We start from the raw sequence: 13,969 nt of genomic DNA on the forward strand, positions 1-13,969 counted from the left end.
TGATAGCGGGCACCGTGGCGGCCCCCGAGTCCTATGCTCGATCCATGGAGTTCCAGGCGATGGTGGCGCATGAAACGGACAGTGGGATCAGCCTCGTGCACGAGGAGGTCGGCTTGGACTTCCTGAAGCCGGGCGAGGTCACGATCAAGGTGCATTACTCGAGCGCCAACTACAAGGACGGACTGGCCATCACCCCGCGCGGCGGCGTGGTGCGCGAGTATCCGATCATTCCCGGCATCGACCTCGCCGGTGAGGTATTCGCCTCCAGCGACCCGGAATTCGCGGTCGGTGACCTGGTGGTGGCGCACGGGTACGACATCGGCGTCGCCCATCACGGCGGCTACGCCGAATACGCGCGGGTGCCCGCCGGGTGGGTGGTGAAGCTCGACGGGCTCACCCCGCGCGAGGCGGCCGCCATCGGCACTGCGGGCTACACCGCCGCCATGAGCGTGCAGGCCCTGCTCGATCGCGGCCTCACCGCCTCCGACGGTCCCGTGCTGGTCACCGGCGCGACCGGCGGCGTCGGCAGTGTGGCCGTCGACATCCTGGCCGGTCTCGGCTTCGAGGTGGTCGCCTCCACCGGCAAACTCGGTGCGAGCGAACTGCTTTCGGCGCTCGGCGCGAGCTCGGTGATCGGCCGCCTGCCGGGCGAGGGCGAGAAGGTGCGCGCCCTCGGCAAGGCGCAGTGGGCGGCGGCCGTCGACAGCGTGGGCGGCACCTCGCTCGCCTACATCCTCAGCGCCATCAAATACGGTGGCGCGGTGGCGGTTTCCGGCCTCACCGGCGGTTCCGACCTGCCCACCACGGTGATGCCGTTCATTCTGCGCAGTGTCGGACTGCTCGGCATCGACTCCGCGCACTTCCCGATCGCGGCCCGCCGCGAACTGTGGACCCGGGTCGGCAAAGACCTGAAGCCCCAGCACCTTTCGCTGCTGGAGAACTACGCGCCCATCACCGAGGCGGCGGCGGTGCTGCACTCCATCCTGGACGGCACCCACTCCGGCCGCACCGTCCTGGGCGTGGCCGGAGAGTTCTAACCGACGATCGCGCGCACGAGGTTGTGGTCGGATTCCCCGGCCACCTCCTCGACGACCATGCCGCGCACCGGGATTCCGCGCGTGACCACGTGGTCGATGTACTGAGATTTGGTGCCCGAGGTGCGCGGCCGGGTCGAGACGGCGGCCGAATCCGGTTCCGCGATGGTGTATTCCGGGCCGATGGCCTGCGCCAGGGCATCGCGGCCCAGATTGAAGTCACCCAGCAGCACCGCCGGGCCGGGCGTGCTGACCTCGACCAGCCGCTCGAGCTGCGCGGGTCGACGACGGTCGCCGGTCACGTGGGTGGCGATGAAGCGGATGCCCGCCAGCTCCACCGCGATCAGGCCCTTGCCGCCATCGGACGCGAACGACTCAGCGGCGACCTCGCGGCCGTCGTCCGCGGTGATCAGCACCAGGTGTTCGGTGTGCAGGTCCAGGACATTCGGGAGTCGGCGCGGCGTCGGCACCCGCGGATAGTCGAGGACGTGGAAATGCCGGTCCGGCACCCGCTTCCGCAGGGTAGCCAGTTGATCGCCACTGACCTCCTGCAGTGCGATGACATCCTCGGTGCGCGCCGCGACCCGCTCGGCGACGGCCGCGATCCGGTCGGATTCGTCCGGCCAGCGGTCCGCCACCTCACTGGCCCAGTTGTCGGCGTGGATGCGGTGCAGGACATTCCAGGTGGCAACGGTGATCACCGATCCACCCTATGAGATGCGTACGGACCGTGCAGGTTTCGTTTCATGTGAAACACCGGAATTCGCCAGGCGGTTGCCGGATCATCCGGCCCCGGCCAGCACCTCCAGCGCCGCCTGCAGATGGGGCGCGGCGGAGTTGCCGTAGGAGGTGGCGATCTCCGCCAGGGCGCGCGCCAGATGCGGGGCGATGCCCTGTGCGGGCAGCAGCTCCTCGGCCAGCACGATGCCGCCGACCACGTGCGCGGCGCTGATGCGGCCGTCCCGGGTGACCTCGTAGCGCCAGGAACCGATCTGCACGCGCTCCGGCTCGGAGCGGAACATGCCGCGCTTGGCCGGAGTCCGGGTCACCCCGGGAACACCGGCGAAGACGTTGAGCACCAGGCCCAGACCACCGGGACCATCGAGGGCCCCGGCGATGGCCTGGGCCGCGACGCCGGTGTCGAAATCGGTCACGAGTTCATGCCGAGGGTGAACTGGGGAGTGATCGGGTCGCCCGCGTTGATGCGGCGGACCGCGGTGCCGGAGGCATAGAACTCGACGGTGTGATAACCCCAGGCGTAGTTCGAGATGTCGACGCTGACGCCGGTCACACCGGTCGCGCCGTCCCGTTCGGCCTCGGCCTGCATGCGGGACATGGCCAGCTCACGGGCCTCGTAGTTGCCCTGGGTCCACTGCGGCATCTCCATATTGCGGCCCATCTGGCTGAGCATCTGCCGGAAACCCTGGACCGCGACGTGGAAGACGCAGTTGCCCATGACGAACGCGACGGGGGCGTAGCCGGTGCGCAGCAGGGTGACCAGATCCTGGCCGGAGAGGTGGCTGGTGAAGGCCTGGCCGTTGGGGCGTCGGTAGCTGCCGGGGGCCTTGGCGAAGCGGACCGCGGTGCCGATCGCGATGAACTCGAGGTGCTCGAGGGATTCGCCGTGCTGCCGCCACGACAGCCGCACCCCGACGATGCCGTCCGCCTTGAGCGTGTCGGCCTCGGCCTGCATGCGGGACATGGCATTCCAGCGGGCGCGGTAGGTGGCCTCGGTGAGCACCGGCAGCTCCTGCTGCTGGCGGATGCCGGTGAACTGGAACCCGACGTGATAGACCGATACGCCCATCACCAGCTCGATCGGTTCGAAGCCCGCGCCGTGCAGCAGGGCGAACTCGTTGACCGACAGGTCCGAGGTGAAAATGCGGTCGGCGTGCGAGAGTCGCTCACCCGCCACCGGATCGAGTTGTCCCGGCTGCGATCCCGATTGCGGTGCAGGCTGGTTCGGTTGCATGTGTCCGTCCTCCCTCGGAAGTCCTCTCCGCGACTGTACGACCACGGGTACGCCACCGCCCTGTGAAATGCCCGGTAGTACCCGAAGACCCCGCGTGACCGGGTGGTCACGCGGGGTCCGCGCACTACTTCAGCGCTGGGCCGAACTACTCGGCCGTCATGCGGTGGCCGCGAAGGCCGGGCGCTCGAGGTCCCGCTCGAGCACCGGTTCGATGGCGTAGGCCAGGATCTCGGCCACGTCGGCGACGGGACGGACATCCAGGGCGGCCAGCACCTCGGCCGGGACCTCGTCCAGATCCGGCTCGTTGCGGGCCGGGATGAACACGGTCTTCAGTCCGGCGCGCTGCGCGGCGAGGAGCTTCTGCTTCACGCCGCCGATCGGCAGCACCCGGCCGTTCAGCGTGACCTCACCGGTCATGCCGACATCCGAGCGCACCTGGCGACCCAGGGCCAGCGACACCAGGGCGGTGACCATGGTGACGCCCGCCGACGGACCGTCCTTGGGCACCGCGCCCGCCGGGAAGTGGATGTGGATATTGCGATCCAGCACCTTCGGCTCGATGCCGATCTCCTCCAGGTGGGAGCGGACGTAGGTCAGGGCGATCTGCGCGGACTCCTTCATGACGTCACCCAGCTGACCGGTCAGGGTCAGGGAGCGGTCGCCCTCGGCGGCATTGGCCTCGATGTAGAGGACATCACCGCCCGCGCCGGTGACGGCCAGGCCGGTCGCCACACCCGGAACCGCGGTGCGTTCCACCCCGTCCGGGGTGAAGCGCGGACGACCCAGGTACTCCTTCAGGTTGGCCACGTCGATGGTCAGCGCACCCGACTTCGCCTGCGACAGCACCGAGTTCGGCTTCTCGTAGCCGAGTTCGGTGTCGTAGCCCAGGCTTTCGACGTCGGGCACGAATTCCCCGGCGATGACCCGGCTTTCGGCGTCCGCGATGTCGGCGCCCTCCGAAAGCTTGGTCGCCGCCTTGCGCAGCGCCTTGGCCACCAGTCGCTCCATCTGCCGCACGCCCGCCTCGCGGGTGTAGTTCGCGGCGACTTCGCGCAGTGCCTCGTCGGTGATCGAAACCTCCTCGGCGGTCAGGGCATTGCGCTCCAACTGCCGCGGGATCAGGAAGTCACGGGCGATGGCCACCTTGTCGGCCTCGGTGTAGCCGTCGACGGTGATCAGTTCCATCCGGTCCAGCAGCGGGCCGGGGATGGTGTCCATGACGTTCGCGGTCGCGATGAACAGCACGTCCGACAGGTCCAGATCCAGGTCCAGGTAGTGGTCGCGGAACGTGTGGTTCTGCGCCGGGTCCAGCACCTCCAGCAGGGCCGCCGCGGGATCGCCGCGGAAGTCCGAGCCGACCTTGTCGATCTCGTCCAGCAGGACAACGGGATTCATCGAACCCGCCTCCTTCATGGCGCGCACGATGCGGCCGGGCAGCGCGCCCACGTAGGTGCGCCGGTGACCGCGGATCTCGGCCTCGTCGCGCACGCCGCCCAGGGCGACGCGAACGAACTTGCGGCCCAGCGCCCGTGCCACGGACTCACCCAGCGAGGTCTTGCCCACACCGGGCGGGCCGACCAGCACCAGCACCGCGCCGGAACCGCGTCCACCCACCACCTCCAGGCCACGGGAGGCCCGGCGGGCACGCACGGCCAGGTACTCGACCATGCGGTCCTTGACCTCGTCCAGGCCGTGGTGATCGGCGTCCAGCACCGCGCGAGCGGCCGAGACATCCGTGCTGTCAGTGGTTTTCACCACCCACGGCAGTTCCAGGACGGTGTCGAGCCAGGTCCGGATCCAGCCGGTCTCCGGGCTCTGATCGCTGGAGCGTTCCAGGCGACCAACCTCGCGCAGCGCCGCCTCGCGGATATCGGCGGGCAGGTCCGCGTTCTCGACGCGGGTGCGGTAGTCCTCGGCCCCGTCGGGTTCGTCCTCGCCCAGCTCCTTGCGAATCGCGTTGAGCTGCTGGCGCAGCAGGAACTCCCGCTGCGTCTTCTCCAGGCCCTCACGCACGTCCTCGCTGATCTTCTCGCTGACCTCGGTCTCGGCGATGTGCTGAGTGGTCCACTCGATCAGCTTCTGCAGGCGCGCAACGGTATCCGGGGTGTCGAGGATCTCGCGCTTCTGCTCGTTGCTCAGGTAGGAGGCCCAACCGGCCGCGTCGGCCAGGGTGGACGGATCGTTCATCTGGTTGACCGCGTCGATGACCTGCCACGCCTCACGGCGCTGCAGCACGGACACGACCAACTTCTTGTATTCGGCCGCAAGGTCTTTGGTGCGGCCGTCGGCGGCCGCAATCTCCACCGGCTCGGCCTCGACCCAGAGCGCGGCACCGGGACCGGTCACACCGTGCCCGATCTTGGCCCGGCTCTCGGCCTTCAACACCGCGGCGGGCGCGCCACCGCGCATCCGGCCGACCTGTTCGATGGTGGCCACCACGCCGTAGGCGGCGTACCCCTCATCGAGGCGAGGCGCGACCAGCACCTGGTTGACCTTGCCCGCGCGGGCGGCATCGATGGCGGCCTGCGACGACTCGTCCAGCTCGATCGGGACGACCATGCCGGGCAGCACGATCGGATCGGTCAGGAACAGGACCGGCAGGTTCTGAGGTGTAGTCACGTCTTCGACCCCTTCCAAGGTTGAGCGTTACCCAGTCAACCTCCGAGGTATACCGATTGTTCCGCGACCTTGTTCGCTGGCGGTGAACAGGGATTTCCCCCTTTTCGACCAGCTTGTCCGTGGCACCGCACCGGCATGGGGGACAAGCGATTGCTGCACGGCACGCGGTGTGATGGAACGACGTCAGGCCCCGGCGCGGTGTGCGCCGGGGCCTGACGTCGTCGTAAAAGGGTCGGATTCAATGTTGTTATCGATTTCCGGCTGGTGAGGCCGGTGACTGACACCATGTCCGCTCGTACCGACACGAACGCGTCATACGTGGCTGTCTACTCGTGGAACACCTCCCAGCTCGTAGGTTCACTGCCGCACCAACTTTCGGTGCGGTGTCGCCGGCGGGTCACGGTGGGCGACTTCCGGCGCGTGGTGCGGTGTTTCCGGTTCCCTCCAGCGGTACTACCTGTTGCCATGTTCTTTCCTTCGCCGGAGGGAACCGGGCTTACAACGGGACTTCTTCCGCAGCGCGTTCGGCTTCCTGCTACGGAGTCTTGCTACTCCTTACCTTCCGAACGAGAGAGACAGTACAACGACAGTCGATGATTGTCTACACCCATCAATACAGGTTTTTTGTGGGCGTGAATCGGTCGCCAGAGGGCGTGGGTACCGCCAGGGTTGGCGCGCAGTTGATCGCGTTCATCGGTCAGCGCGGTGTCGACGTCAGCGATCGGCCGGTCCCAGCCGGGCCCGAAACGGCACCGAACGGCACTGAACGGCACTGAACGATATGTCGCGGACCAAGAAAGCAGTCATCTCACGACCGAAAAATTCTTCAGTGGAGCCTGTAGACATCAGTGGTTGTGTTGTGTAGTTTCACTGTCGTTGATGTGAGAGATCGAGTGGCTGGGCAGAGGAACTGCCTGGCATGCGGTACACCTGGTCCCCTCCGGCGCAGACGAGAATCCGGCTGACCCCCGCCGCTGGAGCCGCCGCCGGAGGGAGACCGGGCACAACGACACAGACCTCGTAAAAGCAGTACCCGGACATGTATGGAGGTGGTGGTCACTGAGTAGCCCCGACCTAGTTTCGCGAACTGAGAATTCTCCGACGCGCTGTAGCCCCTCGGCCCCTATCGGCCGGTACGCAGCGTGACTCTTCCGGATACGTAATTCCCAGGCCCCGGCGCATCCCGCGCCGGGGCCTGCTGTCGTCGGTAAAACCCGAGAGGTGTTGTGCAGCAACCAGAAACCACCCCCGCTAGTGGCGGGACGGACAAATTCGATGACGAGGACTACCCCGCCTACAGCATGGGCCGCGCGGCGGAAATCCTGGGTGTCACCCAGGCATTCCTGCGCACCCTCGACGCCGTACGGCTGTTGACCCCACAGCGCTCCGCGGGCGGGCACCGCCGCTACTCGCGCTATCAGCTGCGTCTGGCCACCCGTGTGCGCGAGTTGATCGACGCGGGCAATTCCCTGGACGGGGCGTGCCGGATCGTGATCCTCGAAGACCAGCTCGCCGAAGCCCAGGCCCTCAATGCCAGCCTGCAACACACCATCGATGAACACGAATCCCGCGACTGACAGCGCTGACCGCCCACACCCGCCGCGGGCGACGGACCATCCAGTCGTCTTCTGAACAGTCCGCTAGGGCAGGTAGTGAGCCAACGTCTCTACGAGGTTCCTCTGCAGACCTGGCATCGGCAGCCTGGCAGGGATCGGCTCGAGACTGGAAGATCCGAGTTGGGGCTGCTCTTTTCTGCGATCCTCGACCCGATCCGGCTTGAAGCCCCCGCGCTCACGGTGGACACCAGCAACGGATACCACCCCGGCCTCGGCGTGACCGCACACTTCCTCACTAAGGCGCGCTTCCCCTACCTGGGTGAAGGCATGCCCGCCTCGGCAGCGAGGAGCGATAGGACCTCATCGAGGGCGCTCAGTTGAGCGGCGGTCAGCTGGGCGGTGAGGGCGCGGTCCAATGCCGCGGCTTCCCGCTCGCATCGGGTGAGTAGGGCGCGGCCGACGTCGGTGAGGACGAGGGTTTGGCGCCGGCGGTCGGCGGGGTCGCGTTCGCGGCGGATGGCATCCAGTTTCTCCAGGTGGTCGGCGAGGGCGACGACCAGGCTCGGGACGACGCCCAGGCGGGTCGCGAGTTCTTGCTGCGACAGACCCTGCGCGGATTCCAGTGCCGCGAGCAGGCCCACGTGTTTGGGCTTGAGATCCAGGGGCGCGATCGCCGTCGCGAAGCGGTTTTCCGAGATCGCTCCCAGTACTCCGAGGCGGTAGGCGACCGTGCCGGGGATCCGCGTCCGGCCGTTGACATCGTTCACAGCTAGAAGTATACATATTGAGAATGCTTCACAGCCTGAATGATTTGAGGTGCGAATCAATGCTCGCAGTGCTACTCCTGAACGGGGCGATCGCGGTTGTCTCGGGGGCTTCGTGCCTGGTCGGTCTCGTGCGGCCGCGTCTGGCGCTGCCGACCGGTGAGCTTCCGACTGCCGGATCGATGTTCTTCCTCGGCGCCTACGCCGCACGCGCCCTGCCGTTGAGCCTGGTCACCCTGATCGCGCTGGCCATCGGTCCGACCAGCGCGATCGTCCCGCTGCTGATGGTCTCCGGGTTCGCACAACTCTGGGATGGCGCCCTCGGCGCGCGGCAGCGGAATCTGCCGATGGCCGTCACCTGCGTCGCCTTGGGGATCGCGCACCTGGCCACCGCCGCCTGGCTTCCCTTCCACTGACCCGATCACTCACCACCGCAAAGGAATTCACCATGACTGCCACGGTTCACGTTGACACGTACGCCTCAGCTGCTCCGAAAGCCAACAGCCGCAACGGAATCCGGCCGCTCGTGGCGGGAGCCGGGATAACCTTCCTGATCGCCTGGATCGTCGGGTTGTCGGTCTGGCCCACCAACCTGTCGGTCCGCGCGTCGGGCGCGCAGATCATCGACGCGCTCACCGGGCACACCACCGCCGCGACCGTGCAGTTCCTGACCTCGCAAGGCCTCGCGGGTCTCGCGCTCGCGGTGGTGCTCACCACTGTCGTCCGGCCCGCGCGAATCACCGGAGCCGCGGCGGTCGCGGTCTCACTCACCCAGTGCGCCTTGGGCGTTCACCTCGCCGGGTGGGTAGCGCCCGAGGGCAACGCCGCGGCGGCCGCCACCTTCTACGGACTGATCGATCGCCTCGACGGCGTCAAGATGCTACTGCTGGCCGCGACCGCGGCGCTGGTCTCCATACCCATGCTTCGCAACCGAAACCTCATGCTGCGCAACCGAACCCGGTCGCTGATCGTGCCCGGTCTCGGTCTGCTGCTGGCCGCCGCGATCACCGTCTCGGGCATCGGCTACCTGCTGCTGAACACCACCCTCGCCCCCGCCGCCTATGTCTCCGGTGTCCTGCTCCTGATCTGGGTCCCGGCCCTCGCCCTGACCACCCGACGCTGACCACACGTTCTCGTCAGGTAGTGCCCGGTGGTGCCGACCGCCGGGCATGTCTGTCCGAAAACCGCCGAGCGGAATATAGATTCCATGGACATAGTTTCCAAGTACAGTAAGTGCATTCCGTCGTACTCAGGAGAATCGTCATGGCACAGGCACCGACACTCACCGGACAGGACATCGCCGAGGCCGAGGGGGCGGTCACCGCCTTGCTCGAGGCGACGCTGGTGGCGGAGGGATTCAGCACCACCGCCAATGAATACGCCGTGCTGCGGGCCGTGGCCGCGCGCGGGCCGTGGTCGGAACCGGCTGCGCTGCACGGGTTTCTGGCGGGGCAGCGGCAGCTCGGGATCGACGCGGACGGGGCGGCGAAGCTGCTGGCCGGGATGGAGGGGAAGGGATTTCTCAGTGGCAGTTCGCTCGACGGGGCGGGGCCGGTGGAGCTGGGGGCGGCGGGGCGGGCCGAGTTGGGCCGGCTCGCGCAGACCGTCGCACCGCTGACCAGGCCGATCTTCGGCGGGGTTGATGCCCAGGAGTTGGCCATCGCGCATCGGGTGCTGACCTCGGTCATCGAGCGGGCCAACCGGCTGCGGGCGGGAGAAGAACTGTGACCGCGAACGGCGGGTGAAAGTTACTCCGCCGCAGGGCTATTGATCGCCGTCGGGCGCATCCAGGAGTTCGCGCAGCATGGCTGCCAGCTCCGCGGTGCGCCCGCCGTCGTTGCCACCGAGGGGCGCGGTCAGGCGCTCGCGCAGGGCGTAGACCAGCGGGATGGTCCGCTGCGCGGTGTCGACGCCGCGATCGGTGAGGGTGAGCTCGACCGCGCGCGGGTCGGCCGTGCTGGTGGCGCGGGTGAGCAGCCCGAGGCCTTCGAGTGCGCGCACCAGCTTGGAGATGTAGACGGCGTCCAGGCCGGTGAGATCGGCCAGTTGCCGCTGACTGGGCCGGGAGCCGTCGCGGGTCAGGCCGTAGAGGGGGGCGAGCACCGAATACTGCGCCTGGGTCAGGCCGTGCGGGGCGAGGGCGCGGTCCATGGTGGCGCGCCAGCGGGTGGACAGTCGCCAGACCAGGTAGCCGACGTTCGCGCCCACTTCACCCTCGGTATTCGACACGGGCGAACTTTACATGGCAACTGTTTACCGAGCCGATAATCGGCTCGCGCTAGCATTCGGCAATGATTGTCGGCACCGTACCCGTGCGCACTGCGGCAGTGGTGCGGGCCGCGGCGTTGCGGGTGGGGGTCGGACGCGAGCAGCTCGATCGGATTCCCGGCATCCACCCGGACAACCTCGGTGACGAGCTGCTGCGAGTGCCGTCGGAGTCGGTGTGGGCGATGTGGGAATTGCTCGACGCGGCCGGTGGGCCGGGAGCCGGGTTGGCCGTCACGGCGGCTGCGGCGCGCGGCAGCTTCACCGCCTGGGACTACCTGTTCTCGAGTGCTCCGACGCTGGGCGAAAGCCTTTGTACCGCAGTGGAATTACGGTCGGCGGTGTCCAATCCGGTGATTGGCGGGGCCATCGTGACCGACGGGGGACTGCTGACGGTGCGGGAGGCCGCGCCCACCGCCGTCGCGATTGCGGCGATCGAGGAATTCTCGCTGTCGATCATGCTGCGGCGGGCGCGAGAGGCCACCGGGGTGGATCTGGCGCCGGTCCGGGTCGCCCTCTGCACACCCGCACCACGCTGCCACGCTCATCTCGTCGACGAGTTCGGCACCGCGCGAATCGATTTCGGGGCCGAGCGGTCCGAGTTCACCTTGATCGACGCGGCGGCACTGCCCACCTCCGGCGATCCACACGCGGCCCGGATGTATCGCCACTACGCGGAGTTGGTGCTGGCCAACGCGCATATCGCGCCGGATTGGCACGGCGAGTTGCGGCTGGCGATCCGGCAGTCGATGAATCACGGTGGGGCCGAACTCGATCGGGTGGCGAGGCGGCTGCGGATCAGTGCGCGGACCCTGCAACGGCGGCTGCAGGAGCAGGGGACCACGTGGCGTGAGCAGGTGGACGCGGTGCGCGCCGAGCAGGCGGTGGCGCTACTGCGCGAGACCGATCTGACGGTCGGGTCGATCGCGGCGCGGCTCGGATACGGGGACAGTCGGGCCTTTCGGCGGGCATTCACCCGCTGGCACGGGCGACCGCCCGCCCAGCTGCGCCGGGACGCGGGCGACGCGTCCGCGGCGAGCTGACACCGCCGTTCCGAATTACTGCTGTTCGGAAGGCTTTTCGGGCTTCGCGCCGGGGTGGACCAGGCGATAGAGGTTGAAGTCGTAGCCCCAGCCGAAGGACTTCGGGGTGAGGAAGCGGGGTTCGTCGGGATTCCACCAGCGGGCTTTGACGCGCTGCCAGGTGGGGCGTCGCCAGTCGTACGGGACGCCTGCCCAGTGCCCCTGGGGGTCGGGCGATTTGTTCTCGTTTTCGCTGGTCATCGCATCAGGGTAGTCGTTTTTCGACTCAGGGGTTGACGACTTTGGCTAAGTCGATTAGCTTTATGGCTATCGCAGTTAGCTACTCTCAGAGAGTGAAAGACGATGACCCAGTACGTGGATATCGACGGTGGCCGGATCGCTTACGACGAGGTCGGCACCGGACCGCTGGTGGTGCTGCAGCACGGCATGGGTGACCACCGGCAGGCCTACCGCCACCTCGCGCCGCTGCTGGCCGCCGCCGGATACCGGGTGGTCAGCACGGATATGCGTGGACACGGCGAATCCAGCATGGAGTGGACCTCGGTGAGCGGGAAGGCCGCCATCAGCCGCACCGACGTGGCCCGCGACCTGCTGGCCGTGATCGCGAAGCTGGACGGTGGACCGGCCGTCGTCATCGGACACTCGCTGGCGGGCGGATCGGCGACCATCGCGGCGGCCGAGTCGCCGGAGCTGGTGCGGGCGATCGTGGAGATCAACCCCTTCACCCTCACCCAGAAGATGGACATCGCAGCGCTTTTCACCAACTCGCACCACCGCCACGGCATGGTGCCGCTGATGGGCACCATGATCTTCAAGAGCCTCAACCAGTGGCTGAAGTACCTGAACGTGGCCTACCCGACCAAGCCCGCCGACTACGACCGGTACATGGCCGACCTGGCGACCAACCTGAAGGAGCCGGGCCGCTTCGCCGAGTTCATGAAGACCGGCGGCACCACCCCGGCCGACGCCCAAGCCCAGCTGCCCAACGTGACCCAGCCCGCGCTCATCCTGATGGGCGGCGCGGACCCCGACTTCCCGAGCCCCAAGGCCGAGGGTGAGCGCATCATCGCCGGACTCCCCGCCGGACTGGGCAGCCTGGCCGTCATCGACGGCACCGGCCACTACCCGCACTCCGAGGACGCCGAGCGCACCGCCGAGGTGATCCTGCCCTTCCTGAAGGAACACCATGCCTAGAGCCGGACTGAGCAGGCCCGACGTCGTCGCCGCGGGGGCCACCCTCGCCGACGAGGTCGGGTTCGCGAACCTCGCGCTCGGGCCACTGGCCGCGCGGCTGGGGGTGCGAACCCCGTCGCTGTACAAGCACATCGAGAGCCTGGCCGACCTGCAGCACAGCATCGCGGCGCTGGCCATGACCGAACTCGACCAGCGGGTGCGCGACGCCATGCACGGCTGCTCCGGCAGTGCCGCGCTCTCCGCGTTCGCGACCTCCTTCCGCGACTACGTGGTCGCGCACCCCGGGCGCTACGCCGCCACCGTGGGGGAGCCCTTCACCGGGCCGGAAGATCCACTGCTGCACGCGGGTTCGCGGGTACTGCAGTCCATGGAGGCGGTGCTGCGCGGCTACGGGATCGACGAGAACGAGATGATCCACGCGCTGCGCACCCTGCGCTGCACCTTCCACGGATTCGCGACCCTGCAATCCTCCGACGGATTCCAGTGGAGCGACGACTCCGACGACAGCTTCGAATGGATGATCCGGTTCCTCGATCGCGGACTCGGCGAAATCGGCTCGCACTGAGCCGGTTCGCGGGACCATGGTGATACCACTGGCGACGCGAATGTCGGGGTTCTCATGGAAGAGTTCACTTTCGACGGCACCACCATGGCCTTTGTGCGGCAGGGGGATTGCGGGCCACCGGTGCTGATGATCCACAGCGCTGGATCCTCGCACCTGATCTGGACCGCTCAGCTCGCCGCGCTGGCAGCCGACCATCGGGTCTATGCGGTGGACCTGCCCGGTTACGGGGCCTCCGACCGGCCGCAGAGCGGGTACACGCTGGAACGCTATACCGCGCTGATCGACGCCTTCGTGCGCGAACAGTCACTCGAAGGTGCTGCACTGGTGGGCAATTGCGTCGGCTCGGCGATCAGCCTGACGCTGGCACGGCGTCATCCCGGCCGCTTCCGGGCGGTGGTCGCCGTCAACCCGCTGACCGAATCCACTGCCATGCACGGGGATTGGCGACAGGCCGCCAGGGTCACCCGCGGTGTGTCCGACCGGACCGCGCACGCGCTGAGCCGCTGGCACACGCCGCGCTGGTTCGCGCGCCGCACCGCCCGCTCCTGGTTCTTCTCCGGACGGGCCTACCGGGAATGCCCGTACATCGCACCGCTGTCCGCGGGTTTCCCGGCCCGCGCCCTGATCTACCTGGTCCGCGACCTGACCGCCTTTGCCGCACTGGACGATTGGCCCGACCGCGCCGCACTGCCTCCGCTGTGCGTGATCTGGGGAAACCAGAACCAGGTGCTGTCCGCGGTCGCCGGGCACACGCTCAACGTCACCGCGCTGCACCCCGACCGGGCCGAATATCTCGACGGCTGCGGCCACGTACCCATGCTCGAGCGATCCGCCGCGGTGACCGCGATCGTGACCGAGTTCCTCGCCGCGCACCTTCCCGCCGACGTGATCCCCGATCCGGCCGTTCCCGAATCCGTGTGACAGCACGGCCGTTCCGCCTTTGCCTCCGCTCTTACA

The 13,969-nt window shown here is 67.9% G+C and carries 16 protein-coding genes; 9 read left to right on the forward strand and 7 right to left on the reverse strand.

All coding sequences use genetic code 11. The annotated features are described in order from the left end of the window. The first annotated feature begins 44 nt into the window (after positions 1-44). Positions 45-1,037, forward strand: coding sequence for an acryloyl-CoA reductase (locus OG300_RS31585; RefSeq protein ID WP_405487277.1), 993 nt, complete (start codon positions 45-47; stop codon positions 1,035-1,037). Here the strand turns inward: OG300_RS31585 and OG300_RS31590 are convergent. From OG300_RS31590 to lon, 4 genes are all read right to left on the reverse strand, one after another. After that, complete coding sequence (locus tag OG300_RS31590; RefSeq protein ID WP_405487279.1) at positions 1,034-1,735, reverse strand: endonuclease/exonuclease/phosphatase family protein; 702 nt, start codon at positions 1,733-1,735, stop codon at positions 1,034-1,036. The genes OG300_RS31585 and OG300_RS31590 overlap by 4 nt on opposite strands. 81 nt (positions 1,736-1,816) lie before the next feature. Next, entirely contained in the window at positions 1,817-2,188 is a 372-nt protein-coding gene (locus tag OG300_RS31595; protein WP_405487281.1) for a DUF5073 family protein, read from the reverse strand. Next, positions 2,185-3,006, reverse strand: a complete 822-nt coding sequence (locus OG300_RS31600) for a heavy metal-binding domain-containing protein (RefSeq protein WP_405487283.1) — start codon at positions 3,004-3,006, stop codon at positions 2,185-2,187. Before OG300_RS31600 ends, OG300_RS31595 begins: the two co-directional genes overlap by 4 nt. 156 nt (positions 3,007-3,162) lie before the next feature. Then, positions 3,163-5,625 carry an endopeptidase La gene (gene lon / locus OG300_RS31605; protein WP_405487285.1) on the reverse strand — a complete coding sequence of 821 codons (2,463 nt, stop codon included), beginning with the start codon at positions 5,623-5,625 and terminating at the stop codon, positions 3,163-3,165. Positions 5,626-6,926: 1,301 nt separating this feature from the next. On the opposite strand from lon, the gene OG300_RS31610 reads away from it, so the two are divergent. After that, positions 6,927-7,202: a MerR family transcriptional regulator gene (locus OG300_RS31610; protein WP_405498757.1), complete on the forward strand. Its 276-nt coding sequence runs from the start codon at positions 6,927-6,929 to the stop codon at positions 7,200-7,202. Between the two features lie 290 nt (positions 7,203-7,492). On the opposite strand, the gene OG300_RS31615 is transcribed toward OG300_RS31610, so the two are convergent. Further along, positions 7,493-7,948, reverse strand: a complete 456-nt coding sequence (locus tag OG300_RS31615; protein ID WP_405487287.1) for a MarR family winged helix-turn-helix transcriptional regulator — start codon at positions 7,946-7,948, stop codon at positions 7,493-7,495. A gap of 59 nt (positions 7,949-8,007) precedes the next feature. On the opposite strand from OG300_RS31615, the gene OG300_RS31620 reads away from it, so the two are divergent. The 3 genes from OG300_RS31620 to OG300_RS31630 all read left to right on the forward strand — a co-directional run bounded on the left by OG300_RS31620 (position 8,008) and on the right by OG300_RS31630 (position 9,673). Then, positions 8,008-8,361: a hypothetical protein gene (locus OG300_RS31620; protein ID WP_405487289.1), complete on the forward strand. Its 354-nt coding sequence runs from the start codon at positions 8,008-8,010 to the stop codon at positions 8,359-8,361. 32 nt (positions 8,362-8,393) lie between these two features. Beyond that, a complete protein-coding gene (locus OG300_RS31625; RefSeq protein WP_405487290.1) occupies positions 8,394-9,068 on the forward strand; it encodes a hypothetical protein in 675 nt (224 codons plus the stop codon). Between the two features lie 140 nt (positions 9,069-9,208). After that, positions 9,209-9,673: a hypothetical protein gene (locus OG300_RS31630; RefSeq protein WP_405487292.1), complete on the forward strand. Its 465-nt coding sequence runs from the start codon at positions 9,209-9,211 to the stop codon at positions 9,671-9,673. 36 nt (positions 9,674-9,709) lie between these two features. Here the strand turns inward: OG300_RS31630 and OG300_RS31635 are convergent, their stop codons facing one another. Then, complete coding sequence (locus OG300_RS31635) at positions 9,710-10,174, reverse strand: MarR family winged helix-turn-helix transcriptional regulator (RefSeq protein ID WP_405487294.1); 465 nt, start codon at positions 10,172-10,174, stop codon at positions 9,710-9,712. Between the two features lie 62 nt (positions 10,175-10,236). Between OG300_RS31635 and OG300_RS31640 the strand changes: the two genes are divergently transcribed. Continuing rightward, a complete protein-coding gene (locus OG300_RS31640; protein WP_405487296.1) occupies positions 10,237-11,253 on the forward strand; it encodes a helix-turn-helix domain-containing protein in 1,017 nt (338 codons plus the stop codon). Positions 11,254-11,268: 15 nt separating this feature from the next. Here OG300_RS31640 and OG300_RS31645 read toward each other — a convergent pair whose 3' ends face one another. Next, positions 11,269-11,493, reverse strand: coding sequence for a DUF5808 domain-containing protein (locus OG300_RS31645; protein ID WP_405487298.1), 225 nt, complete (start codon positions 11,491-11,493; stop codon positions 11,269-11,271). 102 nt (positions 11,494-11,595) lie between these two features. On the opposite strand from OG300_RS31645, the gene OG300_RS31650 reads away from it, so the two are divergent. The 3 genes from OG300_RS31650 to OG300_RS31660 are packed head-to-tail and all read left to right on the forward strand — an operon-like array spanning position 11,596 to position 13,933. Continuing rightward, positions 11,596-12,447: an alpha/beta fold hydrolase gene (locus OG300_RS31650; RefSeq protein ID WP_405487300.1), complete on the forward strand. Its 852-nt coding sequence runs from the start codon at positions 11,596-11,598 to the stop codon at positions 12,445-12,447. Next, complete coding sequence (locus OG300_RS31655; protein WP_405487302.1) at positions 12,440-13,012, forward strand: TetR/AcrR family transcriptional regulator; 573 nt, start codon at positions 12,440-12,442, stop codon at positions 13,010-13,012. The genes OG300_RS31650 and OG300_RS31655 overlap by 8 nt, the downstream gene beginning before the upstream one ends. A 54-nt stretch (positions 13,013-13,066) precedes the next feature. After that, positions 13,067-13,933 carry an alpha/beta fold hydrolase gene (locus tag OG300_RS31660; protein WP_405487304.1) on the forward strand — a complete coding sequence of 289 codons (867 nt, stop codon included), beginning with the start codon at positions 13,067-13,069 and terminating at the stop codon, positions 13,931-13,933. Positions 13,934-13,969 lie beyond the last annotated feature (36 nt).

This window comes from Nocardia sp. NBC_00511 (genome assembly GCF_045161165.1).
In the GTDB taxonomy this organism is placed as follows: domain Bacteria; phylum Actinomycetota; class Actinomycetes; order Mycobacteriales; family Mycobacteriaceae; genus Nocardia.

Coding starts and splice junctions, on each gene's coding strand:
- OG300_RS31655 (WP_405487302.1), top strand. CDS start 12,440: ATGCCTAGAGCCGGACTGAGCAGGCCCGACGTCGTCGCCGCGGGGGCC.
- OG300_RS31630 (WP_405487292.1), top strand. CDS start 9,209: ATGGCACAGGCACCGACACTCACCGGACAGGACATCGCCGAGGCCGAG.
- OG300_RS31650 (WP_405487300.1), top strand. CDS start 11,596: ATGACCCAGTACGTGGATATCGACGGTGGCCGGATCGCTTACGACGAG.
- OG300_RS31640 (WP_405487296.1), top strand. CDS start 10,237: ATGATTGTCGGCACCGTACCCGTGCGCACTGCGGCAGTGGTGCGGGCC.
- OG300_RS31645 (WP_405487298.1), bottom strand. CDS start 11,493: ATGACCAGCGAAAACGAGAACAAATCGCCCGACCCCCAGGGGCACTGG.
- OG300_RS31585 (WP_405487277.1), top strand. CDS start 45: ATGGAGTTCCAGGCGATGGTGGCGCATGAAACGGACAGTGGGATCAGC.
- OG300_RS31600 (WP_405487283.1), bottom strand. CDS start 3,006: ATGCAACCGAACCAGCCTGCACCGCAATCGGGATCGCAGCCGGGACAA.
- OG300_RS31625 (WP_405487290.1), top strand. CDS start 8,394: ATGACTGCCACGGTTCACGTTGACACGTACGCCTCAGCTGCTCCGAAA.
- OG300_RS31620 (WP_405487289.1), top strand. CDS start 8,008: ATGCTCGCAGTGCTACTCCTGAACGGGGCGATCGCGGTTGTCTCGGGG.
- OG300_RS31610 (WP_405498757.1), top strand. CDS start 6,927: ATGGGCCGCGCGGCGGAAATCCTGGGTGTCACCCAGGCATTCCTGCGC.
- OG300_RS31660 (WP_405487304.1), top strand. CDS start 13,067: ATGGAAGAGTTCACTTTCGACGGCACCACCATGGCCTTTGTGCGGCAG.